This is a genomic window from Halopiger goleimassiliensis (assembly GCF_000455345.1).
Lineage (GTDB): Archaea > Halobacteriota > Halobacteria > Halobacteriales > Natrialbaceae > Halopiger_A > Halopiger_A goleimassiliensis.
In genome coordinates this window covers 16,972-43,771 of the sequence record NZ_HG315691.1, presented here as the reverse complement: position 1 = coordinate 43,771, position 26,800 = coordinate 16,972, and the positions used below count along the sequence as shown (strand labels likewise).

Here is a 26,800-nt window from a genome sequence, read left to right as displayed (position 1 = left end):
CCTCAACGACCGCGCTGAAAACCGTTGTGCAGGGACGGCCGACCGTCTCGAGCGCACCCGATCGTCGCTCAATCGTCCGCGCCGTGGGGCTCGTCGCTCCCCGACACGGCGCTGCTGACGGTTCCGGCGGTCCGACCGAGGAGGTGCCGAAACTGCTCGCGGCGGTGGACGAACAGGGCCAGTGCGAGCACGACGTAGACCGCGGTGTAGACGAGCAACACCTGGTACTCGTCGATCGGGAGCGCGACGAGGTCGCGGATCATGGCGAACTCGAGCAACACCTGGGAGAGGAACAGCACCAGCAGGGCGACGGCCTCGCGGGCCGTGATCTCGAAGTCGATCAGGAGGGCGACGGCGAACAGCGACTGGGCCGCCGTGATCCAGATCTCGCCCGCCTGCTTCTGGTCGAACGCCAGCGTGCCGTACTGTCCCAGACCGAGCGAGTAGACGAGTACGAGGGTGCCGATGAGCAGGGTCCACTGGTTGAGCTTCGACGAGATCAGGGCGTTGAATCCCGCCGTCGACCGCGCTTTGTTGACCAGGTAGGCGACGACGATGAGTTCGGGCGATTCCGAGGCCAGCGGTGCGATCCACTGGATCATGAAGAAGGGCGGGATGCCGACGTTCGTCCCGACCTCCTCGAGGCCGTGGGCGAACGGTTCGACGGCGACGAAGATCACCAGCCCGGAGTAGGCAAACAGCAGGAGGACGCTGCCGATCCGCTTCGGTTTGGAGAACGACTGGAGGTACGCCGGAACCCCGGTGTGCATCTCGCTGGGCTCGAGTTCGCCGCGGAGCACGATGGCGATGTAGGCGACGTACAGTCCGACCAGGAAGAGCATGTCCAGCGCGTCGATGCCGCCGGAAAGCGGCACCAGGAACGCCCACAGCGTCGCGATCAGCAGGAAGACGATCTCGAGGCCGATGTCTCGATCGACCGTGATCGCGTCCGTCATGATCCCCTCGCGGTTGACGACGGCAGGGTCGATATCCGCTTTCCGACGGAAGATCGTGAAGAGGGCGATGCCCGACCAGCCGAGACCGATGAGGATCCGATTGGCTCCGGTCATGTTGGCGACGGCCAGGTTGCCCGCTTCGATCCCGCGCTCGGTCCCAGCGAACTGGCCCGCGTTCCAGGCGTAGAGGGCGTCGACCGCGTACTCGGGGGCGACCGCGAGCACGGCCAGTACGGCGATCGCGAACGCTCGAGGCACGTCCTTCTCGGCGGTTTCGGCTGCCCAGGCGAGCAGGAACGCGGCACCGAGGATCGATACGCCGCTGACGGCGACGGTCGCGAGCGTCGACAGTGTCGCGAGGGTCGAGGGAGCGGCGACGCCGAACCGGGGGACGACGTCGGTCGCCGCCCAAACGACCACCCACGGGAGCGTCAGCGCGGCGGCCAGCCCGATCGTCCCGAGTGACCGTCGGCTCACGGCGACACCACCGTCGTCGAACACGTTGACTCGTCGTGACTACTCGAGGCCGAACTCCGATTCGAATCGCCACCGCGGATCAGTCCGGTCGACGAGCGAGGATCCAACGGTCGGCTATCGCACATAAATACATGCACTCTGATCCACGAGTAAAGCCTGCCGCCTGCCATGGGCGCTCGCGTACTAGAGTTCGGCTGATGCCGTCGTACACCGGGTCGCGCATTAACACGCTCGAGCACGTACGGATCGCAATGGCTCGCGAGGAGGTCGCCGAGTTCACCATCGAGTCGGTACGGGTACTGGACGCGGACGAAACGGTCGACGACGGTTTGCTGCCCGAACTGAGCGACGAGGCGCTGCTCGACCTGTACGAGGCGATGAAGCGATCGCGTCGGCTCGACGAACGTGCCATCGCCCTCCAGCGCCGCGGCGAACTGGGGACGTACGCGCCCGCCATCGGCCAGGAGGCGGCCCAGGTCGGGACAGCCTACGCCATGGCCGACGACGACTGGATCGTGCCGTCGTTCCGCGAGCAACCCGCGTTGTTGGTCCACGGAACGCCGCCCGACCGGATCCTCCAGTACGCACTGGGCATGGAAGAAGGAGGGGAAATTCCCGGTGGCGAGGGAGGTTTGCCACCGGCAATCCCCGTCGGGACGCAACCGTTGCACGCCGCCGGCATCGGCTGGGGGGAACGGTTGCAGGGTCGCGAGAACGTCGCGGTCACCTACTTCGGCGACGGCGCGACCAGCGAGGGAGACGTCTACGAGGCGCTTAACTTCGCCGGCGTCTACGACGCCCAGACCGTCTTCGTCTGTCAGAACAACCGCTACGCCATCTCCACCGGGATCGAGAAGCAGACCGCCGCCGAAACCCTGGCGCAGAAGGCGATCGCGGCGGGCATCGAGGGGATCCAGGTCGACGGTAACGACGTGCTCGGCGTCTACCGCGTCGCACAGGAGGCCCTCGACCTGGCCCGCGACGGCGAGCCGGTCCTGATCGAAGCGCTCACCTACCGCCGCTCGATGCACACGACCTCGGACGACCCCACCGTCTACCGCGAGCGCGAGGAGGAAGCCGAGTGGGAGGCTCGCGATCCGATCGTTCGATTCCAGGTGTTCCTCGAGGATCGCGACCTGCTCGACGAGGGGACGAAAGCCGAGATCGACGAGCGGATCGAGTCGGAACTGGCGGAGGCGATCGACCGGGCGCGGGAGGCCCGCGACCGAGTCGATCCCGCGGACATGTTCCGGTTCGTCTACGACGACCTGCCGCCCGAACTCGAGGCGCAACTCGAGGCCTTCGAGGGCGGCGCGGGAGGTGAGACGGATGGCTGAAACCGGGACCGAGCGGCTCCGCACGATCGAGGCCGTCAACGAGACGCTGCGCCAGGAACTCGAGCGCGACGACGCGGTCGTCGTCTACGGCGAGGACGTCGGCCGGGCCGGGGGCGTCTTCCGGGCCACGCAGGGGCTGATCGACGACTACCCGGACCGGGTGTTCGACGCGCCGGTCGCCGAGGCCGGAATCATCGGCGCGGGGGTCGGGCTCGCCGCGACCGGCATGCGACCCGTCCCCGAGATCCAGTTCCAGAGCTTCATCTACCAGGGCTTTCACCAACTGGCCCAGCACGTGGCGCGCATCCGGAGTCGGACGCGCGGTACGATCACCTGCCCGATGACGATCCGAACCCCCTACGGCGGCGGTATCCACGCTCTGGAGTTGCACTCCGAGAGCTTCGAGACCGGGTTCGCCCACGTTCCGGGGTTGAAGGTCGTCTTCCCGTCTTCACCTCCCGAGACGAAAGGGCTGCTCACTGCGGCGATCCGCAGCCCGGATCCCGTCGTGTTCATGGAGCCGACGCGGCTGTATCGCTCCTTCCGTGAGGACGTGCCCGCCGACCACGAGATTCCGCTCGGCGAGGCTCGAGTCGTCGAACCGGGAGAGGACGTGACCGTCGTCGCGTGGGGCTCGATGCTCCGCGAGACGCTGGACGCCATTGACGACGTCGATGCGAGCGTCGAGGTGATCGATCCCCGCACCCTCTACCCGCTCGATACGGAGACGATCGTCGAGTCCGTCGTGAAGACCGGCCGCTGCGTCGTCGTCCACGAGGCACCCCGAACCGGTGGGCTGGCCGGCGAGATCACCGCGCGCGTCAACGAGGAGGCGTTCCTCTACCTCGAAGCGCCGGTCGAGCGCGTCACCGGCTACGACGTGCCCGTGCCGCTGTTCGCCCGCGAGGACGACTACCTCCCCGACGCGGAGCGGATCGCGGACGGGATTCGTCGGACGCTCGAGTTCGGCTGAGCGGTCGTCCGTCGCCCTCTCGTTGCGCTCGGTGGTCGTTCCACGCCGGCGGCGGGTTCGAGGGTCGGCTACGTGAGCGCGGCGTCGGCCGGATCGATCCGCGTCTCCTCGGGGACCGACTCGGTAGCGACGGCGTACGCTCCGCGCTCGACGACGGTCTCCGCCCCCAGCCCGTCGCCGGTCAGCACGATCACGCCGTCCGCGAGCAGCGGTGCGAGGATCCCTGCTACGACCGTCCGTGGATCGGAGAGCGGCCCACGGACGACCACGCGGTCCCCTTCCTCGAGGCCGTACTCGTCGACGACCGAACGTGCCGCCTCGAGGACGTCCGCGTGTGTGAACGTCCGGTCGCCGTCCGTCAGGATCGCCGTCTCCGGATCGACCTCGAGCGGCGGGAACGCGGGGTTCTCGGTCCAGATGCCGGCGTCGAAGTGATGGACGTCCGGCTCCGCGGGCTTGCTGCCGTAGCCGACTCGCTGAGCGCCCCGCGGGAGGTCGTACGCCCCCGACTCGAGGTCCGGGACCGGTGCGACGAGCGCCCGGAGGTCGTCGCGATCGGTCAGGTCGGTCGGCGGGGCGAACTGGGTCGTCCCCTCGAGCAGCGTCGTCCCGAAAAACCCCAGCAGGGCGAGGGGGCTCTCCCCGACGACGCCGACGGTGACGCCCTCGCGGACCCCGGCGTGACGGAGGAAGTTGCCCGCCTGCCAGGCGGAGCTACAGACCCAGTGGTGCTCGAACTCCCGACCGGTTGCGTCGACGAGCGCGGTTCGATCCTCGTCGAGTTCGCCGGTCAGGAGGTCGTCGACGGTCGTCGTGGTCATACCGGATGGTCGACAGCGCGGGGAAAAAAGCGCCCCGACTCGCGTCGCCGTCCCGGGGCGTTCGCCGTCATACGACGGGTTTCACACGGATCCGAGTTCGGATCAGTCGTCGGCCGCCGCGGGTTCGGCGTGGTCGACGTCGGTGCCGAGACACTCGAGGAACGCCGCGAGCCACTCGGGGTGGTCCGGCCAGGCCTGTCCGGTCACGAGGTTTCCGTCGCGCGTGACGTCGCCGGCCCACTCCGCGCCCGCCCCGCGAACGTCGGCCTCGAGCGCCGGATAACCGGTACAGGTCCGTCCCTCGAGCACGTCCGCCGCCGCGAGTATCTGAACGCCGTGGCAGAGGGCCGCGACGGGTTTCTCTTCCGCGAAGAAGTGCCGGACGATCTCGAGCACCTCGTCGTAGGTCCGGAGGTACTCCGGCGCGCGACCGCCGGGGACGACGAGCGCGTCGTACGCGTCGGGATCGACGGCGTCGAAGTCGTGGTTCAGCTCGAACTGGTGGCCCGGCTTCTCGGTGTAGGTCTGGTCGCCCTCGAAATCGTGGATGGCCGTCGGACAGGTGTCGCCCGCCTCCTTCTCGGGACAGACGGCGTGGACCTCGTGGCCGACCATCCGGAGCGCCTGAAACGGGACCATTACCTCGTAATCCTCGACGAAGTCGCCGGCGAGGAGCAGGATCTGCTGTGACATGGGTATCCCCGGGTGGTCGTTGGACGGCAGCGGTGATAGCTGTGGTGTATGCTACCACGACTTCCCCTGGTGTATCGCGGGTGCGAAAAAACGGCGCGACCGGGGTCCGACGGGTCAGTCGTCCCCCGATGCCGCAGCCTGCTGCTCCCTGACGTGCTCGACGATCTCCTCGGTCTCGGAGACGAACGCCTCGCGGTCGATCTCCGCTCCGTGCAGTACCGTCGAGAAGTACCGCACGCCGCTCGCGACCCCGATCGCTTCGCTCAGTTCGTCGTCGGTCACGTCCTCGAGTTTCGCCTCCTCGCGGTGGAAGCGAACGCAGTACGGACACTGCAGCGCCGCCGCCGCGCCGACCCCGACCAGCGCCTTCTCGCGCCCCTCGAGTTCGGTCTCCCCTAGCTGGAGATCCCGGACGATCCCCCAGCTGTGATCCGCGGCGGGTTCCGGCACCTCCTCGAGCCAGCTCGGAACCCGTCCGAGGTACTCCTCGATCTCCGCTCGCGTTTCGTTTGATACCATTGGCTTCCTCCTGTGGATCTCCGGCCGACCCGCGCAGAATCGGCCACCCACGGGTACGGCCGGAGACCCACCTCGACTACGCTCCCGGCCGAAATGAACCTGTCACACAAGTATCCGATACCTGGGGTCGAAGAGTTAACACGAGTCGTCCTGACCGCAAGAGAGGTACCGTCGTGACGCGCCGGCCGGGAGACGAGAACGCATTTCACCGCGCCGAAGAGTCCACCGCGGGACGTCGGCGACCGGAGGTCCGGTCCGAGCGTTAGAACGCGCGCTTGATCTTCTCGAAGAAGCCCTCGTTGACCTCGATTTCGTCGCCGCCGGCCTCGGCGAACGCCTCGAGCGCCTCGCGTTGCTCCTCGTTCAAGCTCTCGGGGGTGACGACCTGCACCTGGACGTAGAGGTCGCCGTGGCCGCGCCCGCGCAGGCGGGGCATGCCCTTGCCCTCGAGGCGGAACGTCTCGCCGCTCTGGGTGCCCTCCGGGACGTCGAACTCGGCGGCCCCGTCGAACGTGGGCACCTCGACCGTATCGCCGAAGACGGCCTGCGGGAAGGAGATGGGCAGTCTGTAGCGCAGGTCGTCGCCGTCGCGTTCGAACTCGTCGTGCTCGCGGATCGAGACGTCGATCAACAGGTCGCCGCTCGGACCGCCCTCGGGGCTGGGTGCCCCCTCGCGTTCCATGCGGAGGGTCTGGCCGTCCTGGATGCCGGCCGGCACGTCGACCGTCAGCGTCGCCTCGTTGCGGACGTAGCCCTCGCCGCGACACTCACCGCAGGTCTCCGAGTAGAGGGTCCCCTCGCCCTCGCAGCGCCGACAGGTGGTCGTCTGCTGGACCCGCCCGAGCGGCGTCTGCTGGACCTGGGTCACCTGGCCCTGGCCCTGACACTCGGGACACGTTCGGGCGTCCGCGTCCGGGGGATGACCCTCCCCGTTACAGACCTCACACTCCTCGGGACGCTCGAGGGTGAACTGCTTTTCCGCACCGTCGTAGGCCTCCTCGAGGTCGATCTCGAGTTCGGTCCGGAGGTCGCGACCCTTCCGGGGACGACGGCGACCGCGGCCGCCACCGCCGCCGAAGACCTGCTCGAAGAGGTCGCCGAGGCCGCCGCCACCCATTCCGCCGCCGCCCATGCCGCCGAACGGGTCGCCGCCCATGCCGCCGGCACCGCCTTCGCTGGCGTCGAAACCGTGTTTCTCGGCCTGTTCGTACCGCTCGTGGCCCATCCGATCGTAGGCTTCCCGCTTCTCCTCGTCCGTCAGCACCTGTTTCGCCTTCTGGATCTTCTTGAACTTCTCCTCGGCGTCCGGGTCGTCGCTGACGTCCGGATGGTACTCCGTGGCCTTCTTCCGGTAGGCCTGCTTGATCTCCTCGGTGGAGGCGTCCCGACTCACACCGAGCACGTCGTAGAAATCCTCGCTCATTCGTTGTGCCCCGATACTCGCTTGCGCCACTTGAAACGAACGTTCCCTCGCGAAACCCGCCTCGAGGCCCTCTCGTGGCCCGACGAGTCGCTTCGGTTGCCGACCCTGCGACCGGGAGCGCTCACCGTCCAGTCCGAAACCCTACTCGTCGCACCTCCAATTATGCTACTCGGCACCAATGTTCGAATCGGGATGGCCCCGGCCTGTGCGAACTGCGGGGTGCGGGTCGACACCGTCAGCCGACACCACGTCTACCTCGAGACGGACGAGGTCGTCGAACTCGAGCTCTGCGAGGGCTGTCGGTACAAGTTCGTCACCGCGGAGTGGGTGACCGCCGTCGTCTGATCGTCGTCCCGGCGTGGACTACCCCTCGTCCCGCCGTCGCCATTTTTGTTCGTTCGGCTCGAGGGTCGGATATGGTCGCTGACGACCGGTACAAGGTGTTCGGCGTCTATCTCTCCGAGTCGGTTGCGGATTCCCTCGAGTCACACCTCTACGAGCGGGCGGGAATCGTCGACCTCGAGAGCTATCTCGAGGAGACGGCCGACTCGGTGCCCGCCGGCGACCCGGGGGCGGAGGCGATGGACGAGTTCGTCGCGGGCGTGCTCGAATCGTTCCCGGACCTCTACGACGCGGCCGCGTTCGAGTCCGCAGCGGCCGTCTCCCACGACGAGTTCGACCTCGTGCGACTCGCTGCCGCGCCCAGACGCGTCTCGGACCTGCGCGAGCGGTTTCAGGCCGCCGCGACGGTCCGAGACGCCGACCTGCAGACGATCCACACCGGAATCGTCGAGGCGGCACTCGAGCAGGCGACGCCCGACGAATCCGAGATCACAGGCGAACAGCCGACGAGGGACGACGTAGACTCGAGCGCGCAGCAGTAGGGATTCATGGACCACATTCCCCGAACGGATCCGGCGGCGTTTCCGACTGCAACTTTTCGGACGTGGGGCTGAAAGGTGCCGCCATGAACGTCACGGTGCTGACGACCGGCGGCACCATCGCCAGTACGGCCGGCGAGGGCGGCGCGACGCCGACCAAACGCGGCGAGGAACTGGTCGAGGCAGTACCCGAACTCGCCGAGGAAGCCGACGTGACCGTCGAGAGCGCCGCTCAGGTGCCGAGTTACCAGATGGACGCCGAAACCCTCGAGTCCATCGGCGAGCAGGTGGCGACGCTCGAGGACGACGTCGAAGCCGTCGTCGTCACCCACGGGACAGACACGATGGCCGAGACGGCCTACTACCTCGACGTCGCGAGACGGCCCGATCTGCCCGTGTTCGTCACCGGGGCCCAGCGACGCCCGGACGAGGTGAGCCCCGACGGACCCGCGAACCTGCTTACTGCCGTCCGTGCGGCGAAGGCAGTTCACGACCGCGACGCCAGCGGCGTCTTCGTCGCGTTCGACGAGACGATCCACGCCGCCCGCTGGGTCCGAAAGCTTCACACCTCGCGGCTCGGCGCGTTCGAGTCACCCGACGCCGGCCCCGTCGCGACGGTCGACCGGGACGCCGTCGTCTTCCGGCGGCAACCCCGAAGCGAGACCGAACCAGTACCGGCGACGTCGCTCGAGGCGACCGTCTACGCGGTTCGCAGCGGCAGTTGCGTGCCGGGCGATATGCTCGAGGCCGCCCTCGAGCGCGGCGCGGACGGCATCGTGCTCGAGGGGACGGGTCTCGGAAACGCGACTGTCGGACTGGGCGAGGCGGTTCGGGACACGCTCGAGGGCGGCGTACCGGTGGTCGTGACCTCGCGGTGTCCGGGTGGCCGGGTGGTTCCCGTCTACGGCGGCCCCGGCGGCGGTAGCACGCTTCGCGACCACGGCGCGGTGTTCGCGGGCGACCTCTCGACGGGCAAGGCGCGGCTCAGACTGATGCTCGCGCTCGCGGCGGGCGACGGGACGGCGGCGGTCCGGGACGCGTTCGCTCACCTCGAGGCCCAGCCCGAAGAACCGCGTGGCGGGTAGTCTACCGGGGACGGGCCGCTCGAGTTCGCGTTAGACGTACGGCCCCTCCGACTCGTACACCGACGGATCGTCCCGGTACTTCTCGGCGACGGTCTCGAGGGTGACGAACTCGGCGTTGTCGTGGCCCTGCACGTACCGGATGAACTCCTCGAGCAGCGGGATCATGTGTGGCAAGCCGTGGATGTCCGGGTGGATGGTGAAGGTGTAGACGCCAGCGCCGCGTCGGTCGTGTAGATAGTCGAACTGGCGTTTGTAGTACTGTTCGTACATCATCTCGGGGTCCTTGTAGCCGGCGTGGTAGATCGGCTGTTTGATGAACAACATCGGCGGGATGTCGTCGCGGTACCAGCTGATCGGAATCTCGACGACGTCCGTCTCCTCGCCGTACTGGTAGGGTTCCATCCACGTCTCGGGCGATTTGTCGTAGTCGATCTGCTCCCAGCTATCGCCCTCGCGCATCCAGCCCGGTTCGAACATCCGCTCCATGAGGCTGCTGTCGTAGTCGAACCCGTGTTTCTGGACCAACCCGGGCGTGTTCTCGCTGAACTCCCACCAGCTCGCGCGGTGACCCGTCGGCTCGGAGCCCGTCACGTCCTCGATGAGGTCGATGGAGGCCTCGAGGATGGCGTCCTCCTGCTCCCGCGAGAGATCGGTCGGGTTCTCGTGGGAGTAGCCGTGCACCCCGAGTTCGTGACCGGCGGACGCGACGGCCTCGATCTCGTTGCGGAACGTCTCGATGGTGTGGCCCGGGACGTACCACGAGGTGTCGATCCCCGTGTCCTCGAAGAGCGCGAGCATGCGCGGGATGCCCTCGTTGCCGGCCGCGAGCCCCCTCGAGAGGTCCGCGGGCGAGTCTTCGCCGCCGTAGGAGCCGAGCCAGCCGGCGACGCAGTCCGCGTCGACGCCGATGGCTACGTCGATATCTCCCATAGGCCGTCGCCACCGCGGAGCGAAAAAGAAGGCTGGCGTCGTTCGGTGAACTATCCCTGTCGCTGACCAGTCGGCGGTCAGACCTCCTGGCGTTCGTAGATGCTCACCCAGTGCTCGACGTACTCCGCCTCGTGCTCGCTCGCGTGCCGGTTGGCGTCGGCCCAGTCGGTACACTCCCGCTCGAGGTCACAGCTATCACACCGAAGCTGGTATGCCATACTCTAACGCCCAACGGTGGCGGGCTTAAACGTTCGGCGCGCGGCCGTCACACACCGGTCGGGAAACGCGGTTCGGACGATGGCTCGAGGGAAAACCGGTGGCTCGAATCGGTCGGACGAAAACGTCGGGAGACGAGGTCGGGGGATTTGAACTGCGCCCGAGAACCTGCGCCTTCGGCGCAGAACCTCGGTCTAGTTCGAATCTTCCGTAACAATTTCTCAGCGACGAGCGTCTCGCTCCGCTCGCCGCATGATGTCGCTGAGAAATGGGTTGGGGCAGATTTGAACTGCCGGCCTCCTCCATGTCAAGGAGGTGTCATAACCAGACTAGACCACCAACCCGCCTGGTTTCGCTCTCCGTGGCGTCCGTCGCCACGCTGTCTGCACTCGTTCGTTGCCGGCCACCGTAATTGAAGGTTTCGAATCGGTCGCCGTACGCGACTCCCCACCACGCACGGCGCTCCGATACGCTTAAGTTCATGTACTGATTTGTGCATTGTAAGACTACTACGTACATTGGTGTCCACTATGCAGGAGTACGTCGAACGGGTGACCGACGGAGAGGATCTCACACAGACGGACGCTCGAGCGGCCTCGACGGCCGTCTTCGAGGACGCGACGGAGGCACAGATCGGTGCACTGCTCGCCGCGTTGCGTTCGAAAGGCGAGACCGAAGCCGAGATCGCGGGCTTCGCGGAGGGAATGCGCGAGGCCGCGCGGACGATCTCGCCCGATCGCGACCCGCTGGTCGACACCTGCGGCACCGGCGGCGACGACTACGACACGATCAACGTCTCGACGACGAGCGCGATCGTCGCCGCGGGAGCGGGCGTGCCCGTCGCGAAACACGGCAACTACTCGGTCTCCTCGTCGTCGGGGAGCGCGGACGTGCTCGAGGAGGTCGGCGTCAACGTCGAGGCCGAACCGCCGGCGGTCGAGGCCGCCATCGAGGAGGACGGGATCGGCTTCATGCTCGCGCCGGTGTTCCACCCGGCGATGAAGGCCGTCATCGGGCCGCGGAAGGAACTCGGCATGCGGACCATCTTCAACGTACTCGGGCCGCTGACGAACCCCGCGGGTGCGGACGCCCAGATCGTCGGCGTCTACGACCCCGACCTCGTCCCCGTTCTCGCGGACGCTCTCGCACGCATGGACGTCGAGCGCGCGCTGGTCGTCCACGGCGCGGGCACCGACGAGATCGCCATCCACGGCGAGACCGTCGCGGCAGAAGTCGACGGCGACAGCGTCGAAGAGTACACCCTCGAGCCCGCCGACCTGGGCCTCGAGGAACATGCCATCGGCGACATCGCGGGCGGCTCGCCCGAAGAGAACGCTCGCGACATGCGCGGGATCGTCGACGGTGAGGTCACGGGAGCGAAACGTGACGTGATCCTCGCGAACGCCGGCGGCGCGATCTACGTCGCCGGGGAGGCCGACTCGCTCGAGGAAGGTGCGGCGATCGCCCGCGAGGCGATCGAATCCGGTGACGCCGCGGCGAAACTCGACCAGCTCCAGGCCGCGGTCCCGGAGCCGGAGGGACGATGACCCGCGTCAAGATCTGTGGCCTCACGAACGCCGAGGACCTCGAGTCGGCGGTCGACGCGGGTGCCGACGCGGTGGGATACATCTGTGACGTCTCCGTGGACACGCCGCGGGAGGTGTCGCCCGAGCGGGCGGAATCGTTGATCGCGGCGACGCCGCCGTTCGTCACGTCGGTCCTCGTTACGATGGCGAGCGACCTCGAGCGGACGGCCGACCTCGTCGCAGACCTCGGCCCCGACGCGGTCCAGCTTCACGGATCGATCGACGCAGAGAGGCTCTCGTCGTTCCGCGAGTCCGTCGACGCGTCGGTCCTGCTCGCGGTCGATGCCGACGACCCGACGACGGCCGAGAGCTACGACGAGGTGGTCGACGGCTTCGTGGTCGACACGGCCGACGAGGACGGTGCCGGCGGTACAGGCGAGACCCACGATTGGAGTCGAACGCGAACGGCCGCTCGAGAACTCGACTCGCCGGTCGTGCTCGCGGGTGGGTTGACGCCCGAGAACGTCGCCGAGGCCGTTCGAACCGTCGAACCGTTCGCCGTCGACGTCGCCAGCGGCGTCGAAACCGACGGCGGCATCAAGGATGCTGACGCGGTCGCGTCGTTCGTCGAACGCGCGACTCGAGCAGGAAAAGACCACGAACTCGAGGCCCAACCATGACGGAGACTGACGCCGATACGTCCGATCTCGTCTCGATCGACACCGATCGCGAGGCGTTTCGCGAGTTCGCCGGCGCTCCGGCCGACGGACCGGTAGTCGTCCGAACCGTCGCGACACTCGACGTCGAGACGACGCCGCTGGCGGCCTACGCCGCGCTCACCGGACGGGCCGCCTCGAACGACCGGGAGCGATCGCCCTACGCGTTCCTCCTCGAGAGCGCCGAGAAGACCGCCTCGAGCGACCCCGACGGCGCGTTCCGCCCGAGTTCCGCGGGGGCCGACCGCCACGCGCGATTCTCTTACGTCGGCTACGATCCCGAGGCCGTGGTGACGGTCGAGTCCGGCGAGGCCAGCGTCAAGACGCTGACCGACGACGCCTCGCTGACCGGCGTCGAGACCGATCCCGACGGGGACACCGTCGACGCGCTCCGGGCCGCCATGCCCGACGTGCGACTGGCGAACTTCCCCGATCACGACCGCCAGCACTTAGAGGGCGGGCTGGTGGGATTCCTGGCCTACGACGCCGTCTACGACCTCTGGCTCGAGGAGGTCGGTCTCGAGCGGCCCGAGTCGCGGTTCCCCGACGCGCAGTTCGTCCTGACGACGAAGACGCTCGCGTTCGACGAGCGGGAGGGAACCGTCTCGCTGGTCTTCACGCCGATCCTCGAGGACGGCGACGACCCCGATGCGGTGTACGACGCGCTCCAGGAGAAAGCCGCCGCCGTGGCCGAAACGCTGCACGACGCAGAGCAGCCCGACACGGGCGGCTTCGTCAAGGCGAACGAAACTGCGGGTCCGAAGGAGGAGTACGAGGAGAGCGTTCGCAAGGCAAAGGAGCACGTCCTCGACGGCGATATCTACCAGGGCGTCGTCTCGCGCAAGCGCGAACTCTACGGCGACGTCGATCCCCTCGGGTTCTACGAGGCGATGCGCGACGTCAACCCCTCGCCGTACATGTATCTGCTCGAGCACGACGACCTGACCGTCGTCGGCGCGAGCCCGGAGACGCTGATCTCCGTGCGCGGGCGCGAGGTCATGTCGAACCCGATCGCCGGCACCTGCGACCGCGGCTCGAGTCCGGTCGAGGATCGCCGGCTCGCGGGCGAGATGCTGGCCGACGAGAAGGAACGCGCCGAACACACCATGCTGGTCGATCTGGCGCGTAACGACGTGCGTCGCGTCTCCGAGGCGGGTTCGGTCCGGGTCGACGAGTTCATGAACGTCCTCAAGTACAGCCACGTCCAGCACATCGAGTCGACGGTGACGGGCCGACTCGCAGCAGACGCGGACGCGTTCGACGCGACGCGCGCGTCGTTCCCCGCCGGAACGCTCTCGGGCGCGCCCAAGATCCGCGCGATGGAGATCATCGACGACCTCGAGGCCCAGCCCCGCGGGCTCTACGGCGGCGGCGTCGGCTACTACTCCTGGACCGGCGACGCCGACTTCGCCATCGTGATTCGGACGGCGACCGTGGAGAACGAGGATGAGCGGGATCGGATCACGGTGCGGGCCGGCGCGGGACTGGTCGCCGACAGCGATCCGACCGCGGAGTACGAGGAGACGGAACAGAAGATGGGCGGCGTACTGGCCGCACTCGAGGCGATCGAAACGACCGCCGACCCGGCGGCGGACCGTGCCGACGCCCTCGAGACGCCGGAGGTGAGCCGATGACCGCCACCGCGGAAACCGACGCGACGTCGTCGGAGCACGACGAGACGGCCGACGCTCCCCGTACGGTCCTGTTCGTCGACAACTACGACTCGTTCACGTACAACCTCGTCGAGTACGTCAGTCAGCAGGCGGGTACCGATACTGAGGTGCTGAAGAACACGGCTTCGCTCGAGGACGTTCGTGCGGTCGATCCGGATGCCATCGTCATCAGCCCCGGTCCCGGTCACCCGGAGAACGATCGCGACGTCGGTGTCACGATGGACGTCCTCCGGGAGGTCAGTCCCGAGATTCCGACGCTCGGCGTCTGTCTCGGCCTCGAGGCGGCCGTCTACGAGTACGGCGGCTCGATCGGTCGCGCCCCCGATCCCATCCACGGCAAAGCGTCGGCCGTCGACCACGACGGCGAGGGGGTCTTCAGCGGTCTCGAACAGGGGTTCCGGGCCGGTCGCTACCACTCGCTGGTCGCCACCGAGGTGCCCGACTGCTTCGCCGTTACTGCGACCGCGGACCACGTCGACGAGACGCTGGTAATGGGGGTTCGCCACCGAGAGTACCCCCTCGAGGCCGTCCAGTTTCACCCCGAGAGCGTCCTCACAGCGGTCGGTCACGACGTAATCGAGAACTTCCTCGACGGCTGCTGATTCGCTCTTCTGTACCGATGTCCGCGCGACCGCAGACAGGTTGCGGTGGCCCTGAACCTCGCGGATAGTAGCCTGTTCGGGATACGAGCCGCGGATTTTCGATATCGATCACCGACGACGATTCGATGAGTGCGTCGTAACGGGACCGGATCGCGTGTATAGATGCGCGAGGAGTCGAATGAAACAGGTGAGTGCCACCGCCCGACGTTCAGTATCTCCGATAGTATCGGCAGAGACATAATGCAGTGCTGACGACAGTCTTCCCAGACGATGGAACCTGACGACCTGCTGAGGGTGATCGGGACGACGGAAACCGGGGCCGGTGTATCGACGAATCCGTCGTCGCGGTTCTCGATCCAGGGGCCGGGACGACTGCAAGGGTGGCACACGGACTGGCCTCACGCGTTTCGAACGAGGTGAGACAATGGCAACTTCATCGTTCTCGTGGCGGGACTGGGCGACCGTCATCGCAATATTCGGCATCGTCGTCTCGATCTCACCACTGGCGTTACTGGGAATCTCTGTCGCGCTGTCCGGACATCTTTCACTTTTCGGTGTTGGCGGCGTCGAAACCGACGGATCGACTACACAGGGAATCGTCACAGCTATCGGGGTTACCGTCATCGCAGTCGGCTACGGGACCTCCATCGTCGACTATCTGAAACGGGGATACTACGTCCTCGCGGCCGTGGTCGTCCTTCTCGTGGTCGGTGCAGTGACGCTCGCAGTCGCCGACGTGTTCCCATCGCTTGGAACCCCCGTTCGACTCGGTATCGTTCTCGCCTCGATACCCCTCGTTCCCCTCGGCAACAAAGGACTGCTCGAGGTGCGTGAGGTCCTCGAGGCCGCCAGAACCGATCCGGACGATTCGTCGTAACCGACGGTGATCACGCTCGTTGCGTTTGGAGAACGAAGCGTCCGTAGCTGCGCTTTCCTCGACGGTACTCGGAGACCGATCAGAAAAACGGCAGGAAAGAGAGATCCGTGATGCCGGCCGTGTAGAGGCCAGCGAGGACGATTGCAGCGACGATTCCGACCCGGACGGCGATCTTGACGGCGATTTTGAGCGCGATGACTGCCACCGCGAATGCGGCGAGGGCTGCCAATCCGAGCAACACCGGCTCGCCGGTCAGTGTCTCGAGCATACGTCTACCCCCGTAGCGAAGGGACGTAATCTTTCTGGATATCGTGACAAAATCGAGAACCGATCACTCTCTCTTCCCGGGCGGTTTCTGGCAGAACCGAAACAGAAAACCGCCAGCCAGCGGCCGGAATAGTCCGGTTCGCTTCCACTTTCAGTCCGCTCTGAAAATCATTAAGACGGTCGGTCACGTAGGGTTCTTCGAACACGAACGTGGCCGTTTCACCGGCTACCGAACTGAATCGAACTGGATAGAGACATCTCTCCAAGTAGAGTTGTCTTATTCCAAGAAAAGTTGGACGACAACACCACGCTTATGAGGGATGCATGAATACCGAACCTTCGTCACGAATGATGAGAGTCAGGACTCGGATTCGCACCGGAATCGCCGCGCCAGGCCGGGATAGTATCGAGGTGACCCGCGCATGAGCCAGCACGACATCACTGCGGAGGAGCTCACGCTTCCGATCAAGCGGACGGAGGGGGAGACGCTCGAGGAGCGCCTGACCGGAAACGCGTACCACAACATCCTCCCCGCCCGCTATCTCCGCAAGAACGCGGACGGGGACCTCATCGAGGAGCAGGAGGACCTCTTCGAGCGCGTCGGGAAGAACATCGCGCTGGCCGAGGCCGTCTTCGAGGCCCGCAAGCGCGACGCCGAGATCACGGTCACGCCCGATCAGCTCAAGCCCGACCACCCGCGACGCGACGAACTCGCCGAGGAGGTCTTCGGTGCGGGGACTACCGCGGGCGACGACGCAGAAACCACGCTATCTATCTACAACGTCAACAAGTTCGCGTACGACACGATCGTCCCCGAACTCCCTGACGGCATTCGCGAGCACGTCGAAGAGACCGCCGACGAGTTCCAGGAGATGATGGAGAACCTGGACTTCATGCCGAACTCGCCCACGCTGATGAACGCTGGCGACGAACTGCAGCAGCTCTCGGCGTGTTTCGTCGACTCCCCCGAGGACGACATCGACGACATCCACCAGACCGCCAAGGAGGCCGCCCAGGTCTTCCAGAGCGGCGGCGGCATGGGCTATGCCTTCTGGCGGCTGCGCCCGTACGGCGACGCGGTCGGCTCGACCGGCGGCATCGCCAGCGGCCCGATCACGTTCATGCGCACGTACGACCAGATGTGCGAGACGATCGCCCAGGGCGGCGCGCGACGTGGCGCACAGATGGGCGTCATGCGCGTCTCTCACCCCGACGTCATCCAGTTCATTCACGCCAAGAACAAGGACGTTTCGCTGGCCGAGACGCTGCGCCTGAACGACCCCGACGACTACACGCACACCTCCTTCCAGGAAGCTCTCGAGGAGGCTCGCGACCTCATCGACGAGGAGGGTCGCGTTCCGAAGCACCTCCGCAACGCCGTCGAGGGGCACCTCTCGAACTTCAACATCTCCGTCGGCATCACCGACGACTTCATGGAGGCCCTGCAGAACGGCGAGGAGTTCACCTTCACGAACCCGCGCACGGGCGAGCCCCACATCGCCACGGAGGAAACCAAAGAGCTCTACGAGATGTTCGGCCTCGGCGAGCACGTCGAGGTCGGCGAGGAACTGTCCGTCCCCGCCGAGGAACTCTGGGACGACATCGTCGAGGGTGCCCACGAGAACGGCGAACCCGGCGTGATCTACCTCGAGCGCGTCAACAAACAACACTCCTTCGACGTCGAGAAACATCCCGATCACCGGATTCTCGCGACGAATCCGTGTGTCACCGGAGATACGCTCATCAGCACGGAAAACGGTCTAGTCGAAGCCGAAGAGCTGTACGAGCGAGGGATCGCGCGTGATGTCGTAGTCGACGGACGTCTCAGTGAGGACCGCGTGAAGGAAGCTAGTAGCGTCTACAAGACCGGCGAGAAGGACGTCTACAAGCTGACTACCGAGGAAGGGTACGAGCTTCGACTCACTGCAGACCACCGCGTCATGACTGACGACGGTTGGGTCGAAGCACAAGATCTCGATACCGGCGATACAGTCCACATTCAGAATCGTAAGGGTGAATTCGGCCAACACGGAACCGCCGAAGAAGGCCGAACGCTCGGCTGGCTCGTCGGAGACGGCCACCTCAAGCACGGTGAAGAACGTGCCGTGCTGAACTTCTACGACGAGGACGCCGAGATTTCCGAAGCTCTCGCTGAGGACGTCAACGAGGTCGTTCGCGAGCCGCTCGGTAACGCAAACTACGACATCGGAGTCAACGAGATAACTCGTGACGACGGATACCGCGGTGCGCAGGCGATCGAACAGCGCATTCGATCTGCTCGCCTCTACGAGTACGCCGAGGAAGTCGGCCTCACAGAGGACAAACTCCAGGTCCCCGATGCAGTGATGCGCGGCAGTGAGGAGATGGCGCGCGGATTCCTCCAGTCGCTGTTCACTGCGGACGGATGCGTTCAGGGCAACGTCGAAAAAGGCGTCTCGGTTCGCCTGTGGAGTTCGGATGCTAATCTGCTCGGCGACGTCCAGCAGCTCCTCCTCAACTTCGGAATCGCCAGCAAGATCTACGAAAACCGCAAGGAAGCAGGGACTCGAGAACTCTCAGACGGCAACGGGGGAACGAAAGAGTACGAGACGAAGGATCAGCACGAACTCGTCATCGTCAAGGATAACCTCGAGCGGTTCGCCGACGAGATCGGGTTCCTGCTCGATTACAAGACCGACGCACTCGAGCAGCGTCTCTCGGAGTACGACCGCGGTCCGTACAGCGAACGATTCGAGGCGACCGTCGAAGCCGTCGAACACGACGGACACGAAGCAGTCTACGATCTGACCGAGCCGGATACGCACTCGTTCGTTGCCAACGGTCTCGTCGTCCACAACTGCGGGGAACAGCCACTCGAGGAGTACGAGGCCTGTAACCTCGGGCACATCAACCTCTCGACGCTGGCCGACCTGGACGCACCCGACTGGCGTGTCTGGTACGACGAGCACGGCGACGAGTACGACTCGCTCGAGGACGCCGTCGACGCCTTCCTCGCGGAGGCCGTCGACTTCGAGGAGTTCGATCGGCGCATCGAGATGGGGACGCGGTTCCTCGAGAACGTCGTCACGATGAGCGACTTCCCGGTCGAGAAGATCGAGCAGAAGGTCCGGGAGATGCGCAAGATCGGGCTGGGAATCATGGGGCTGGCCCAGCTGTACATTCAGCTGGGCATGGAGTACGGCAGCGAGGCCTCCAACGAGGTCGCGCGCCAGTTGATGCGTCACATCAACCACACCTCGAAGTGGACCTCCCACGAACTCGCCGAGGAGCGGGGCAGCTTCGACGAGTGGGACAAGTCCAAGTACGCCAACCCAACCGAGTACCGCGAGTGGTTCGAGAAGCAGACCGGCCTCGACGCCGACGACTGGGCCGAGGGGTTCCCGATCCGGAACCACAACACGACGACCATCGCGCCGACCGGCACCACGAGCATGGTCGGCAACACCACCGGTGGCTGTGAGCCGATCTACAACGTCGCCTACTACAAGAACGTCTCCGACGACGTCCAGGGCGACGAGATGCTCGTCGAGTTCGACGACTACTTCCTGCGCGTCCTCGAGGACAACGACATCGACGTCGAAGCAGTCAAGGAGGAGGCCCAGGAGCAGATGGCGACCAACCAGTTCGAGGGCGTCGAGGGCCTCTCGACGGTACCCGACGCCATCGGCGAACTGTTCGTCACGACCGGCGACCTCTCGGCGAAAGAGCACGCCGGCGTCCAGGTCGCCTGCCAGGAGGGCGTCGACTCCGCCATCTCGAAGACCGTCAACGCACCCAACGACTCCACGCTCGAGGACGCCAAGGAGGTCTTCGAGTACATCTACGAGCACGGCGGCAAGGGCGTCACCTACTACCGCGACGGCACCCGCAGCAAGCAGGTGCTGACGACTCGCGCCGAGAACACCGACTTCGCCGACGAGACCGAGGCCGCCCAGGCCCTGGTCGAGCAGATCGACGAGATCTTCGGCGGCCTCGAGGAGTTCCTCGAGAGCGAGGAGGTCGCCGACGTCCTCGAGGCGGACGTCGACTCACTGGTCGGCGACGACGGCGAGAAGCCGGTTCACGTCGACTTCACCGAGAAACGCGAACGACCCGACGCCCTGCAGGGCGTCAGCCAGCGCATCGACACCGGCTACGGCAAGGTCTACGTGACGATCAACGAGGACCCCGAGACCGGCCAGCCGTTCGAACTGTTCGCGAACATCGGCCACTCCGGCGGCTTCACCAACTCCTTCACCGAGGCCCTGGCGAAAGTCATCTCGACCTCGCTGCGCTCGGGCGTCGACCCCGAGGAGATCGTCGACGAACTCTGCGGTACGCGCTCGCCGAAGGTCGCCTGGGACAAGGGCGAACAGATCCAGTCCATCCCGGACGCCATCGGCACCGCGATGCGTCGCTACCTCGAGGACGAGATCGACAAGCCGTACCCGACCCAGCAGACCCTAGAGGAGTCGGCCGACGCCGGCGCTGTCGACCGTCAGACCGACGGCGGTGCGGCCGCCGCGAGTAGCGAATCCGGGGACGCCACGCAGGACCTCATCGACGCGGGCGAGTCGCCCGAGTGTCCCGAGTGTGGCTCGCTGTCGCTGTACTACTCGGAAGGCTGCAAGACCTGCGAGTCCTGTGGCTGGAGCGAGTGCTGAGCCGGGCGTAGCGTCCGACTGACGGGTTCGTTCTTTCGATTCGCGTTTCGGCTCGAGACCACCGATACTACTTAGCGACTGGCTCCCCGAGACGGACGTATGAGTTCCGGCGACGAGGGGACGGACCGGGGATCGAGCGACGGACCGCTCGAGACCGGGGCGAACGGCGCGCCGACCTGTCCACACTGTGAGGCGCTGCTGTACGAGCGCCACTGTAAGTACGTCTGTCCGCAGCACGGGCCGATCATCGACTGTAGCGATCCGTTTCTGTAGCCGACCACGGTAGCGAATCAGCTATCGAGCGACCGCTTTCCGTCTCGAGCGTTGACCCGCGTCTGGAGGGCTCTGTAGACGGGACCGGCGAGTAACGCCGCGGCGGCCAGTCCGCAGACGACCGAGAGTTCGAGACCGAGGTCGCCGAGTCCACCGGTCGTAATCGTCGCCGCGGAACTGCCGACGACGACCGCTGCGATCGTCCAGGGGAGTTCGCCGATGGCCGTGCCGGCGAGGAAGTACCGCAGTTGGACGCCGCTGGCTGCGGCCGCACAGGTCGCGACGTCGGATGGAATCGGTGCGAGACGGGAGGCGATCACCCCTCGAAGGGGACCGGCCGTTCGGTAGTACCGTTTCGTCACCCGCGCGGCGCGGTCGATCACGCCGCCGAGGGAGCCGCTCGAGGACAGTGGGCCGGTCGAGCCTCGCCCGGGATCCATCACCCGGCGTGCCACGAGAAAGACCGGGGTGACCGTCACGAGGACGCCGAGTAACGCGATCGGAACGCCCATCGCGACCCCGAAGCCGTAGCCGGCGACGATCGCGAGCGGCGTCGTCGGCCAGGCCAGCAGCGGCCGAACGAGGTAGAGAGCGGCCACGACGGCTCCGAAAACCACGGGATCGGCCGAAAGCGTCTCGAGCGTCCCGATCACGGCCGACGGCGAGACGAGCAGGCCGGCCACGAGGATCGAACTGACCAGCGCGAGTCCGACGAGCGCGCGGGTCGACGGCGTCGACATCGATCGGAGTTTTCAGTCGAGTGTTGAAACTTTTGTGTCTCGCGGCGGTTCCGGTCCGATGCAACGGTTATACGAGTTACTGTGGGTCAGTTCCCGTGCAACTGCAACCCGGGCGGCGGGTGCGCCGGTAAACCGTTACAGTAATCCGTATATTCGACCAGCCCCGACAGCACACACCGATGGATCGGGACGAGTCAACGGGTGGGGGCTACGACGGCATCGACGACGACCGGGTCGAACTAGGACTCGCGTTGCTCGAGCGCCTAGAGCACGAGTCGTTGCCGCTCGCTGACGTCGTCGATCGGATCGAGACGGTGACGACCGATCCGACGGTCACCCGGACGATCCTCGACGAGGCCGAACTCCGGGGGATCGTCGCCCGCGAGGACGGCATCGTCCGCCCGAAGAGTCGCCAGTACGTCAGTTTCGATAGCGACGTGATCACGAAAGAGGGGGAGTTCACGTGCCAGCGGTGTGGTTCGAGCCTCTCGACGGGGTACTTCATCGACCTCGAGGCGGGAGAACTGGGACCGTTCGGTTCCTCGTGTATCCGAAAAGTGACGGGACGGGAGTAACTCGCGAGTGCAGCGTCGCCTGCTTACCGTCCCTGGCGGAGTTCCGCGATCAACTGTTCGATCGTCTCCTGCTGTGCTTCGATGCGTTCGGACTGGGCTTCGACCGCCGTCTCGAGTGCCTCGAGGCGCTCGAGAATCTCGGCGTCGGCGTCTCCGCTCGTCGGGTCACTCTCGACGACCGCCTCGTCGGTAGCGTCGGCGTCCTCGAACACGTCGCCGGCCTCGACGGTAGTCGAGGAGGTGTCCGATCCCGACTCAGTTTCGAACTCCCAGTCGCTTTCGGCGGCGGTGTCGCCGCCGTCGTCCGACTCGACAGGACCTCCGGCAGTCGACTCGGCCGTCGTGGCCTCGCTGCCTGCCGACTGCGTGGTCGTCTCGGCGGCGGCCTCGCCCTCGTACTCCTCCGGTTCGGGCGGGTCCGCGTTCAGCGGATCGACGCCGTCGCCGAAGTCCATCGACGACTCGGACTCTTCCGTCCCGTCGTCGTCGACCAGCGCGTTCAACTCCTCGAGCGAGTCGACGTCGTGGTACTCGAAGAGCGCTCGTTTGAGTCGTTCGCTGAGGTCGTCGGCCTCGTCGTTCGGGGCCTTGATTCGCTGTGGGCGGCCGTCGACCTCGAGAACGATCTGGGTCGCGACGCTGCCGGCCTCGAAGTCGAGGTTCGTGACGTCGCCGTAGTGATACTCCTCGTAGTCCTCGTCCCAGACGGCGCTGCCGATGTGTTTGACGAGGCGGTCGCTCGTCACGATCAGCGTGAGTTCGCTAAAGCGGTAGGTCTGGACGACCGTCTCGCCGGCCTCGGTGATGTCGTTGCCGTTCAAGACGCCCGCGAGAACCGGATGTAACGCCGCGTCCGTCTTGCTCGAGGGGATCGTAAACTCCGAGGTGCCTTCGAGGGGGTACTCGAGCGTGAACGTGGTCTTTCGGCGCCCTTCCGAGAGGGTGAGCCGATCGGCCTCGTGGGAGAACTCCTCGACCGATTCGTCGCTCAACAGTCCTTCGGCCCGATAGACGAGCGTTCGCGTCGGCGTGACGAAAAGTTCGTCCTCACCGCCGAGAGAGACCCGCGTCGCGATTTCCTCGCCGTCGAGAGTAGACTGAACGATACCGGGAACGCTCATGTCGCGGTAGTTCGTACGACCCTGTGATAAATCCGTGGGTCGGACCTGTCGGCCACGCGGACGTTCCCGAACGACCTCCGTGGGTCGCCGTTGCACGGCGACGCCGAATGAGAAGGTTAAAGAAATGCAGTCGACTACGGGAAACTGAGCCCGGGTGGCTTAGCTGGACATAGCGCCGCACTCATAGGGTTCAGAGATTCGGTGCGGTTCGCCTTGGAAGCCTCCGTGTCCCGAACGAGGACCGCCGAGCCTCGAACCTGGGACATGCGGAGATCGAGGGTTCGGAGCCCTCCCCGGGCACTTTTCCGATTCGTCACGAGTCGAAGACGAGTGACAACTCTCGGAAAAGTGCTCGGCTCGCTCCGAACCCGTAGGTCTTGCGCGAACGGAGTGAGCGCAAGGCAGGAAAGGCGAACGCAGTGAGTCTTTCCGTGGTTCGGAGCCCTCCCCGGGCACTTTTCCGATTCGTCACGAGTCGAAGACGAGTGACAACTCTCGGAAAAGTGCTCGGCTCGCTCCGAACCCGTAGGTCTTGCGCGAACGGAGTGAGCGCAAGGCAGGAAAGGCGAACGCAGTGAGTCTTTCCATGGTTCGGAGCCCTCCCCGGGCATTTTCACGATGGAGTAATGAACGCAGAGGGTTCATCCGTGATTCGATAGCCCTCCCTGACCACTCACGTTCTCCGCGATGTTACAATCGGGCGATATATAGCAGGTTCTGTACCACGAATAACGAGATGTGGTGGAAGCCGTTCCCGTTCGACTACCCGACGATACCACCAGATGCATCAGGTACGTAGCAAGTTGCTCGGACGGGGCAACGAGTGACAGGTAGTTGCCAGTAAATCGCCAGTGGTTTTATTTACGTCCGTAGTTGTGGTTGTATTATGGGGATTGGGGAGAAACCGAGCCTCAGCATCGTCAATCAAGTCGCCGCTGCGGAAGGGATCGATCCGTTCGACCTCGAGCCACCGCTAGGCGAGGTGGTCGATACGGACGCGCTCGATGCCCTCGTAGCGTCGACTCGGGCAGAGGCAGACGTGACGGTCGAGTTCGTCTACCGGGGTCGACCCGTTCGCGTGGACAGTACTGGGACTGTCGACGTCGGCGAGGCGACCGTCACGGAGGAGGCACGGACCGACTGATCGTCCCCCGGAAGGTCAGCCCACCTCGCTCGAGCGAGGTCGAACAGCCGGTCGTAGCGGTTGCCAGTAGCCGCCTCCGAGTGGGTTGACAGGATCCGACAATACGATCCGCGATCGCGCCGATTTCGTTCGGTTACGTTTCCACGCGAATCTCGCCGTCTGCCCCGACCGTGACCAGACAGCCCTGATACTCGAAGGTCACCGAGCCTCGGGTTCGAGCGCCGTCGGCGTGTGGCTCGAACAACCGCTCGAGCGCGTCCGTATCGATCGCGTCGTGCAGTGTCTCGAGTTCGGTGACGTCGACGCCACGGGCGGTGGCGACGGCGTCGGCGACCACGACCGTCAGCGGGTCGTCCGTGGAGCGATCGTACTGTACGGTAACGGCGGATTCTCCCTCGTCCGTTCGCAAACGTGTTGGTGTCATCTGTATTCCATCGCCCCCGCGTTCGGAAGACAGTCGGTTTTCGATGTTCTCCGTAATGAGTATGGTTATTATTTTTGTAACTGGAACGAGCTAGATTCGAACGTATCGTTAGGAATTGTGGGACTTCCCCATACACTGTTGCGAAGGCGACGACGGAACTGGCGATAGCGCCACCGGAGTCGTCGGGATCAGTACCCGATCGCGACGCCGTCTTTCCGCGGTTCCGTCGCTCCGCTGAGCGTCCCGTCGGTCCGCCGGACCAGTTGGGCACCGCCGAACATGACCGGCGGCAGGACGCCGACGTCGTGGCCCTTCCGTGCGAGTTTCGCCTTCGACGGAAGTCGCTCCTCGACGCCGAGGGTGCCGTCCTCGCGGTAGCGCCATCGCGGCGCGTCGAGCGCTTCCTGCGGCGTCATCCCGTAATCGACGAGATTCGACAGGACCTGGACGTGTCCCTGGGGTTGCATGTACCCGCCCATGACGCCGAACGCCATCCAGTCGTCCTCGTCGAGTTTCGCCACCGCGGGGACGAGCGTGTGGAAGGGGCGTTTGCCCGGTTCGAGGCTGTTCGGGTGGTCCGGGTCGAGGGAGAACGACGCGCCGCGGTTCTGGAGTGCGATGCCGGTGTCGCCCGCGACGAGTCCGCTGCCGAACCCGGCGAACCGCGAGTTGATGTAGGAGACGAGGTTTCCTTCCTCGTCGCCGACCGTCAGCAAGACGGTGTCGGCGTCCTCGGCGTTCGCGTTCGGCACGCCGATTTCGGGGTTCGAGATCGGCGTTTCGCCGATCGCTCGCGCTCGCTCGCGCGCGTAGGACTTCGATTCGAGCGGCGGGATCTCCTCGAACGCGGGATCCGTCACGTAGTGGTGGCCGTCCACGAACGCGAGTTTCGTGGCCTCGGCGAACGCGTGGATCCGCTCCGGCGAGTCGTAGGGGTGATCGCCCGCACCGATCTCCTCGGCGACGTTGAGCGCCTCGAGGGCGATCAGCCCCTGGTTGTTCGGCGGCAGTTCGTAAACCTCGACGCCGTTGTAGGTCGTGCTCACGGGGTCGACGAACTCGGGTTCGAAACCGGCGAGATCGTCGTGGGTCATGAACCCGCCTGCGGACTGGATCTCCTCGACGATGGCGTCGGCGATCTCGCCCTCGTAGACGACGTCAGCACCCCGTTCGGCGATCTTGCGGAGCGACTCGCCGAGTTCCGGGAGCCGAACGGTCTGTCCCGGATCGGGGCTCTCGCCGTCGAAGAGATACGCCTCGCGGGCGTGGTCGTCGGTGAACAGCCGCTCCGCACCGCTCCAGTGATGGGCGATGACCGGCGAGACGGGATACCCCTCGGTCGCGTACTCGATCGCGGGCTCGAGCACCTCGCCCAGCGATTTCCGGCCGAGTTCCGCGACGGTCAGTTCCCACCCACGCGCCGTCCCGGGGACGGTCACCGCGTGGGGACCGAGAAACGGCATTTCCAACTCGTCGGCGTCCGCGTCCCCGTCGACCGCGTAGCCGCGGGACTCGGGATAGTACGCGCTCGGATCGTCGTGGCTCTCGAGGGCCTCGCGGACGCGGTCGATGGTCGCGCCCTCCGGGGCGGGTCCACACGAGCGCATCGCCCCGACCTCGCCGTCGGCCGTGCGGTAGAGCGCGAAGACGTCGCCCCCGAGGCCGGTCGACGTCGGTTCGACGACGTTGAGCGTCGCGGCGGTCGCGACCGCCGCGTCGAAGGCGTTGCCGCCGTCGCGCAGGATCTCCAGCCCCGCCTCCGCGGCCAGCGGCTGGCTCGTGGCGACCATCCCGCGGTTCGCGTACGCCGTCGATCGCCGCGACTCGAATCGATCCAGATCGACTTGTTCGTCCATGCACGGGCTACGTTCGAGCCCGGACTAAAACGTTGGCGAGGCGGCCAACTGT

General features: G+C 65.8%; 26 protein-coding genes and 2 tRNA genes. 15 read left to right on the top strand and 13 right to left on the bottom strand.

Annotated features, from left to right (window positions below):
- Positions 1 to 68 precede the first annotated feature (68 nt).
- Complete coding sequence (locus tag TX79_RS15025) at positions 69 to 1,433, bottom strand: sodium:calcium antiporter (protein WP_049929215.1); 1,365 nt, start codon at positions 1,431 to 1,433, stop codon at positions 69 to 71.
- Between the two features lie 251 nt (positions 1,434 to 1,684).
- On the opposite strand from TX79_RS15025, the gene pdhA reads away from it, so the two are divergent.
- Positions 1,685 to 2,770, top strand: coding sequence for a pyruvate dehydrogenase (acetyl-transferring) E1 component subunit alpha (pdhA, locus tag TX79_RS15020; RefSeq protein ID WP_049928468.1), 1,086 nt, complete (start codon positions 1,685 to 1,687; stop codon positions 2,768 to 2,770).
- A complete protein-coding gene (locus TX79_RS15015) occupies positions 2,763 to 3,743 on the top strand; it encodes an alpha-ketoacid dehydrogenase subunit beta (protein WP_049928467.1) in 981 nt (326 codons plus the stop codon). The genes pdhA and TX79_RS15015 overlap by 8 nt, the downstream gene beginning before the upstream one ends.
- A 68-nt stretch (positions 3,744 to 3,811) precedes the next feature.
- On the opposite strand, the gene TX79_RS15010 is transcribed toward TX79_RS15015, so the two are convergent.
- The 4 genes from TX79_RS15010 to dnaJ all read right to left on the bottom strand — a co-directional run bounded on the left by TX79_RS15010 (position 3,812) and on the right by dnaJ (position 7,199).
- On the bottom strand, positions 3,812 to 4,564 hold the full coding sequence (locus TX79_RS15010) for a hypothetical protein (protein ID WP_049928466.1): 753 nt from the start codon (positions 4,562 to 4,564) through the stop codon (positions 3,812 to 3,814).
- A 102-nt stretch (positions 4,565 to 4,666) separates the two neighbouring features.
- The gene (locus TX79_RS15005; protein ID WP_049928465.1) at positions 4,667 to 5,257 is read right to left on the bottom strand and encodes a DJ-1/PfpI family protein; all 591 of its coding nucleotides are present in this window, start codon (positions 5,255 to 5,257) and stop codon (positions 4,667 to 4,669) included.
- Positions 5,258 to 5,371: 114 nt separating this feature from the next.
- The gene (locus TX79_RS15000) at positions 5,372 to 5,776 is read right to left on the bottom strand and encodes a carboxymuconolactone decarboxylase family protein (RefSeq protein WP_049928464.1); all 405 of its coding nucleotides are present in this window, start codon (positions 5,774 to 5,776) and stop codon (positions 5,372 to 5,374) included.
- Between the two features lie 262 nt (positions 5,777 to 6,038).
- Complete coding sequence (dnaJ, locus tag TX79_RS14995) at positions 6,039 to 7,199, bottom strand: molecular chaperone DnaJ (RefSeq protein WP_049928463.1); 1,161 nt, start codon at positions 7,197 to 7,199, stop codon at positions 6,039 to 6,041.
- 30 nt (positions 7,200 to 7,229) lie between these two features.
- Between dnaJ and TX79_RS19400 the strand changes: the two genes are divergently transcribed.
- From TX79_RS19400 to TX79_RS14985, 3 genes are all read left to right on the top strand, one after another.
- Positions 7,230 to 7,544 (top strand): hypothetical protein, encoded by a 315-nt coding sequence (locus tag TX79_RS19400; protein WP_154660555.1) that lies wholly within the window; start codon positions 7,230 to 7,232, stop codon positions 7,542 to 7,544.
- A gap of 71 nt (positions 7,545 to 7,615) precedes the next feature.
- A complete protein-coding gene (locus TX79_RS14990; protein WP_049928462.1) occupies positions 7,616 to 8,083 on the top strand; it encodes a hypothetical protein in 468 nt (155 codons plus the stop codon).
- 83 nt (positions 8,084 to 8,166) lie between these two features.
- The gene (locus tag TX79_RS14985) at positions 8,167 to 9,165 is read left to right on the top strand and encodes an asparaginase (protein WP_049928461.1); all 999 of its coding nucleotides are present in this window, start codon (positions 8,167 to 8,169) and stop codon (positions 9,163 to 9,165) included.
- A gap of 30 nt (positions 9,166 to 9,195) precedes the next feature.
- Here the strand turns inward: TX79_RS14985 and TX79_RS14980 are convergent, their stop codons facing one another.
- The 3 genes from TX79_RS14980 to TX79_RS14975 all read right to left on the bottom strand — a co-directional run bounded on the left by TX79_RS14980 (position 9,196) and on the right by TX79_RS14975 (position 10,655).
- The gene (locus TX79_RS14980; RefSeq protein WP_049928460.1) at positions 9,196 to 10,095 is read right to left on the bottom strand and encodes a polysaccharide deacetylase family protein; all 900 of its coding nucleotides are present in this window, start codon (positions 10,093 to 10,095) and stop codon (positions 9,196 to 9,198) included.
- A 77-nt stretch (positions 10,096 to 10,172) separates the two neighbouring features.
- Positions 10,173 to 10,313, bottom strand: coding sequence for a hypothetical protein (locus TX79_RS19730; RefSeq protein WP_195892520.1), 141 nt, complete (start codon positions 10,311 to 10,313; stop codon positions 10,173 to 10,175).
- A 267-nt stretch (positions 10,314 to 10,580) separates the two neighbouring features.
- Positions 10,581 to 10,655: transfer RNA gene (locus TX79_RS14975), tRNA-Val, on the bottom strand.
- A 186-nt stretch (positions 10,656 to 10,841) separates the two neighbouring features.
- Here TX79_RS14975 and trpD point away from each other — a divergent pair.
- The 5 genes from trpD to TX79_RS14950 all read left to right on the top strand — a co-directional run bounded on the left by trpD (position 10,842) and on the right by TX79_RS14950 (position 15,705).
- Positions 10,842 to 11,858: an anthranilate phosphoribosyltransferase gene (gene trpD / locus TX79_RS14970; RefSeq protein WP_049928459.1), complete on the top strand. Its 1,017-nt coding sequence runs from the start codon at positions 10,842 to 10,844 to the stop codon at positions 11,856 to 11,858.
- A complete protein-coding gene (locus TX79_RS14965) occupies positions 11,855 to 12,517 on the top strand; it encodes a phosphoribosylanthranilate isomerase (RefSeq protein WP_049928458.1) in 663 nt (220 codons plus the stop codon). Before trpD ends, TX79_RS14965 begins: the two co-directional genes overlap by 4 nt.
- Complete coding sequence (gene trpE, locus TX79_RS14960; protein ID WP_049928457.1) at positions 12,514 to 14,187, top strand: anthranilate synthase component I; 1,674 nt, start codon at positions 12,514 to 12,516, stop codon at positions 14,185 to 14,187. The genes TX79_RS14965 and trpE overlap by 4 nt, the downstream gene beginning before the upstream one ends.
- Entirely contained in the window at positions 14,184 to 14,828 is a 645-nt protein-coding gene (gene trpG, locus TX79_RS14955; RefSeq protein ID WP_049928456.1) for an anthranilate synthase component II, read from the top strand. The genes trpE and trpG overlap by 4 nt, the downstream gene beginning before the upstream one ends.
- Before the next feature lie 424 nt (positions 14,829 to 15,252).
- Positions 15,253 to 15,705, top strand: a complete 453-nt coding sequence (locus TX79_RS14950) for a hypothetical protein (protein WP_049928454.1) — start codon at positions 15,253 to 15,255, stop codon at positions 15,703 to 15,705.
- A 79-nt stretch (positions 15,706 to 15,784) separates the two neighbouring features.
- Here TX79_RS14950 and TX79_RS14945 read toward each other — a convergent pair whose 3' ends face one another.
- Positions 15,785 to 15,973, bottom strand: a complete 189-nt coding sequence (locus TX79_RS14945; RefSeq protein ID WP_049928450.1) for a hypothetical protein — start codon at positions 15,971 to 15,973, stop codon at positions 15,785 to 15,787.
- Between the two features lie 421 nt (positions 15,974 to 16,394).
- Between TX79_RS14945 and TX79_RS14940 the strand changes: the two genes are divergently transcribed.
- Positions 16,395 to 20,615 carry an intein-containing adenosylcobalamin-dependent ribonucleoside-diphosphate reductase gene (locus tag TX79_RS14940; protein WP_049928448.1) on the top strand — a complete coding sequence of 1,407 codons (4,221 nt, stop codon included), beginning with the start codon at positions 16,395 to 16,397 and terminating at the stop codon, positions 20,613 to 20,615.
- A gap of 99 nt (positions 20,616 to 20,714) precedes the next feature.
- Positions 20,715 to 20,888, top strand: coding sequence for an HVO_2523 family zinc finger protein (locus tag TX79_RS19725; protein ID WP_195892519.1), 174 nt, complete (start codon positions 20,715 to 20,717; stop codon positions 20,886 to 20,888).
- 17 nt (positions 20,889 to 20,905) lie between these two features.
- Here the strand turns inward: TX79_RS19725 and TX79_RS14935 are convergent, their stop codons facing one another.
- Positions 20,906 to 21,628 carry a TVP38/TMEM64 family protein gene (locus TX79_RS14935; RefSeq protein ID WP_049928447.1) on the bottom strand — a complete coding sequence of 241 codons (723 nt, stop codon included), beginning with the start codon at positions 21,626 to 21,628 and terminating at the stop codon, positions 20,906 to 20,908.
- A gap of 179 nt (positions 21,629 to 21,807) precedes the next feature.
- Between TX79_RS14935 and TX79_RS14930 the strand changes: the two genes are divergently transcribed.
- On the top strand, positions 21,808 to 22,203 hold the full coding sequence (locus TX79_RS14930; RefSeq protein WP_049928446.1) for a DUF5830 family protein: 396 nt from the start codon (positions 21,808 to 21,810) through the stop codon (positions 22,201 to 22,203).
- A gap of 23 nt (positions 22,204 to 22,226) precedes the next feature.
- Here TX79_RS14930 and TX79_RS14925 read toward each other — a convergent pair whose 3' ends face one another.
- The gene (locus TX79_RS14925; protein ID WP_049928445.1) at positions 22,227 to 23,324 is read right to left on the bottom strand and encodes a DUF7115 domain-containing protein; all 1,098 of its coding nucleotides are present in this window, start codon (positions 23,322 to 23,324) and stop codon (positions 22,227 to 22,229) included.
- Between the two features lie 148 nt (positions 23,325 to 23,472).
- On the opposite strand from TX79_RS14925, the gene TX79_RS14920 reads away from it, so the two are divergent.
- Positions 23,473 to 23,624, top strand: a tRNA-Met gene (locus TX79_RS14920).
- A gap of 586 nt (positions 23,625 to 24,210) precedes the next feature.
- Positions 24,211 to 24,468 carry a HalOD1 output domain-containing protein gene (locus tag TX79_RS14915; protein WP_049928444.1) on the top strand — a complete coding sequence of 86 codons (258 nt, stop codon included), beginning with the start codon at positions 24,211 to 24,213 and terminating at the stop codon, positions 24,466 to 24,468.
- A 133-nt stretch (positions 24,469 to 24,601) separates the two neighbouring features.
- Here the strand turns inward: TX79_RS14915 and TX79_RS14910 are convergent, their stop codons facing one another.
- Positions 24,602 to 24,892 (bottom strand): HalOD1 output domain-containing protein, encoded by a 291-nt coding sequence (locus TX79_RS14910; RefSeq protein ID WP_049928443.1) that lies wholly within the window; start codon positions 24,890 to 24,892, stop codon positions 24,602 to 24,604.
- 188 nt (positions 24,893 to 25,080) lie between these two features.
- Positions 25,081 to 26,748: a gamma-glutamyltransferase family protein gene (locus tag TX79_RS14905; protein WP_049928442.1), complete on the bottom strand. Its 1,668-nt coding sequence runs from the start codon at positions 26,746 to 26,748 to the stop codon at positions 25,081 to 25,083.
- Positions 26,749 to 26,800: the final 52 nt, after the last annotated feature.

Excerpts from the sequence above, each read along its gene's own strand:
- pdhA (WP_049928468.1), top strand. The coding sequence starts at position 1,685 with ATGGCTCGCGAGGAGGTCGCCGAGTTCACCATCGAGTCGGTACGGGTA.
- TX79_RS15015 (WP_049928467.1), top strand. The coding sequence starts at position 2,763 with ATGGCTGAAACCGGGACCGAGCGGCTCCGCACGATCGAGGCCGTCAAC.
- TX79_RS15010 (WP_049928466.1), bottom strand. The coding sequence starts at position 4,564 with ATGACCACGACGACCGTCGACGACCTCCTGACCGGCGAACTCGACGAG.
- TX79_RS15005 (WP_049928465.1), bottom strand. The coding sequence starts at position 5,257 with ATGTCACAGCAGATCCTGCTCCTCGCCGGCGACTTCGTCGAGGATTAC.
- TX79_RS15000 (WP_049928464.1), bottom strand. The coding sequence starts at position 5,776 with ATGGTATCAAACGAAACGCGAGCGGAGATCGAGGAGTACCTCGGACGG.
- dnaJ (WP_049928463.1), bottom strand. The coding sequence starts at position 7,199 with ATGAGCGAGGATTTCTACGACGTGCTCGGTGTGAGTCGGGACGCCTCC.
- TX79_RS14990 (WP_049928462.1), top strand. The coding sequence starts at position 7,616 with ATGGTCGCTGACGACCGGTACAAGGTGTTCGGCGTCTATCTCTCCGAG.
- TX79_RS14985 (WP_049928461.1), top strand. The coding sequence starts at position 8,167 with ATGAACGTCACGGTGCTGACGACCGGCGGCACCATCGCCAGTACGGCC.
- TX79_RS14980 (WP_049928460.1), bottom strand. The coding sequence starts at position 10,095 with ATGGGAGATATCGACGTAGCCATCGGCGTCGACGCGGACTGCGTCGCC.
- TX79_RS19730 (WP_195892520.1), bottom strand. The coding sequence starts at position 10,313 with ATGGCATACCAGCTTCGGTGTGATAGCTGTGACCTCGAGCGGGAGTGT.
- trpD (WP_049928459.1), top strand. The coding sequence starts at position 10,842 with ATGCAGGAGTACGTCGAACGGGTGACCGACGGAGAGGATCTCACACAG.
- TX79_RS14965 (WP_049928458.1), top strand. The coding sequence starts at position 11,855 with ATGACCCGCGTCAAGATCTGTGGCCTCACGAACGCCGAGGACCTCGAG.
- trpE (WP_049928457.1), top strand. The coding sequence starts at position 12,514 with ATGACGGAGACTGACGCCGATACGTCCGATCTCGTCTCGATCGACACC.
- trpG (WP_049928456.1), top strand. The coding sequence starts at position 14,184 with ATGACCGCCACCGCGGAAACCGACGCGACGTCGTCGGAGCACGACGAG.
- TX79_RS14950 (WP_049928454.1), top strand. The coding sequence starts at position 15,253 with ATGGCAACTTCATCGTTCTCGTGGCGGGACTGGGCGACCGTCATCGCA.
- TX79_RS14945 (WP_049928450.1), bottom strand. The coding sequence starts at position 15,973 with ATGCTCGAGACACTGACCGGCGAGCCGGTGTTGCTCGGATTGGCAGCC.
- TX79_RS14940 (WP_049928448.1), top strand. The coding sequence starts at position 16,395 with ATGAGCCAGCACGACATCACTGCGGAGGAGCTCACGCTTCCGATCAAG.
- TX79_RS19725 (WP_195892519.1), top strand. The coding sequence starts at position 20,715 with ATGAGTTCCGGCGACGAGGGGACGGACCGGGGATCGAGCGACGGACCG.
- TX79_RS14935 (WP_049928447.1), bottom strand. The coding sequence starts at position 21,628 with ATGTCGACGCCGTCGACCCGCGCGCTCGTCGGACTCGCGCTGGTCAGT.
- TX79_RS14930 (WP_049928446.1), top strand. The coding sequence starts at position 21,808 with ATGGATCGGGACGAGTCAACGGGTGGGGGCTACGACGGCATCGACGAC.
- TX79_RS14925 (WP_049928445.1), bottom strand. The coding sequence starts at position 23,324 with ATGAGCGTTCCCGGTATCGTTCAGTCTACTCTCGACGGCGAGGAAATC.
- TX79_RS14915 (WP_049928444.1), top strand. The coding sequence starts at position 24,211 with ATGGGGATTGGGGAGAAACCGAGCCTCAGCATCGTCAATCAAGTCGCC.
- TX79_RS14910 (WP_049928443.1), bottom strand. The coding sequence starts at position 24,892 with ATGACACCAACACGTTTGCGAACGGACGAGGGAGAATCCGCCGTTACC.
- TX79_RS14905 (WP_049928442.1), bottom strand. The coding sequence starts at position 26,748 with ATGGACGAACAAGTCGATCTGGATCGATTCGAGTCGCGGCGATCGACG.